The organism is Candidatus Termitispirillum reticulitermitis, from assembly GCF_054655775.1.
Window position 1 is genome coordinate 1 of the sequence record NZ_BAAIHG010000138.1, and the last position, 1,491, is coordinate 1,491.

Consider the following 1,491-nt stretch of genomic DNA (forward strand, 5'->3'; position numbering starts at 1 on the left):
GGTAAATGGCAGAGTAATTAAGGATATTGGACTTGTTCAGGCGATAATTCAGGCTTACCATAGGTTAATGCCTGTTGGTGCTTATCCTGCGGCAGTTGTTCACATCAAGACGCCTGCCTCTATAGTGGACGTTAATATCCACCCGACTAAGTCAGAGGTGCGTTTTGCCAACGATAGGACATCTGCGTTATTCAAATATCTGGCGGAGGCTATGCAGCTTGCACTGAATAAGTTTTCTAATACGTCCAGTTCTCCTGTGCCTAGTTTCCAATCAGCTTCTGCAGGGGAGATTCATAAGCAAAATTACGAACGTAATTATAAACCTGATTATAAATCTAGCCAACATAAACAGTCTGGATACGAGGCACAAGAATATCGCCAGCATTCAGCGAGTAGCATTATGCAGCTATTAGGTAGTGATTTGCCTTCTGAAAGCTCACAGTTCCCGCTACCATTTAGTGGCTATGAAGCGGATTATTCTATAGTAGGTCAGTTTGATAATACTTATATACTCTGTCAGTCAGCGGAGGGTGATTTAATTGTTATTGACCAGCACGTAGCGCATGAACGCATACTATATGAACAGTATGTTGCGAAGCGAGCCGAAAATATTGCGTCAGTTTCCCTTTTTGAACCTGTCCTCTTGAGACTATCTAGTGAAGAGGCTGAAATCTGGAGTGAATTATCTAGTGAGATTTCTAAAGCAGGCTATGGATATGAACCATTCGGTAATAATCAACTAAAAATAACACGTGTGCCGATAGATAGACTCAAAAAAGATACATTATACGAGCTTGCAGAACTGTTGCAGCAGGGTGTCTATAACAAGAAACTATCCATTGATGACTATGTCACCGTAACTATGTCTTGTCGCAATGCCATAAAAGCAGGCGATAAATTGAACGAAGAGACACAACGGGAGCTTGTCAGTGCGCTATTTGCTACGCCTAATTATCATACCTGTCCGCATGGCAGACCTATTGTTTGGATTATAAAGCGTTCTGATATAAACAGAAAATTTCAGAGATAAAGATAATGAGAGGTTATATATGAGTAAAATGTGGGCTGGTCGCTTTGAGTTGACGACTAATAAACTATTAGAGGACTATAACGCTACAATCTTGATAGAGGGGCGGCTTGCACCGTTTGATATTCAAGGGAGCATTGCACATGCTGGCATGCTCGCTCGCACAGGCATATTGACACAAGACGAGTCGGCTCAAATAATAGCTGGACTAAAGCAGGTTGGAGATGAAATTGCTACTGGCAAGCTAATATTTACATCAGCAGACGAAGACATTCACATGGCAGTTGAAGCTCGCCTTACAGAGATTATCGGTAGCACTGGTGGCAAGCTCCACACGGCGCGCAGCAGGAACGACCAAACTGCACTTGACTCAAAACTGCAAATGAGAGCGTTCATACTAGAGCTGTTAAATGATATAAAGAACCTGCAAGAAGTAATTATTGCAAAAGCAGAGGAATACTTCG

2 protein-coding genes are annotated in these 1,491 nt (G+C 42.2%); both read left to right on the top strand.

The window, feature by feature from the left end:
* Positions 1–1,030: DNA mismatch repair MutL family protein (locus tag AC1MDJ_RS07815; protein ID WP_479690361.1), on the top strand; the 1,030-nt coding region annotated here is incomplete at its 5' end.
* Positions 1,031–1,049: 19 nt separating this feature from the next.
* Positions 1,050–1,491: lyase family protein (locus tag AC1MDJ_RS07820; RefSeq protein WP_479690362.1), on the top strand; the 442-nt coding region annotated here is incomplete at its 3' end.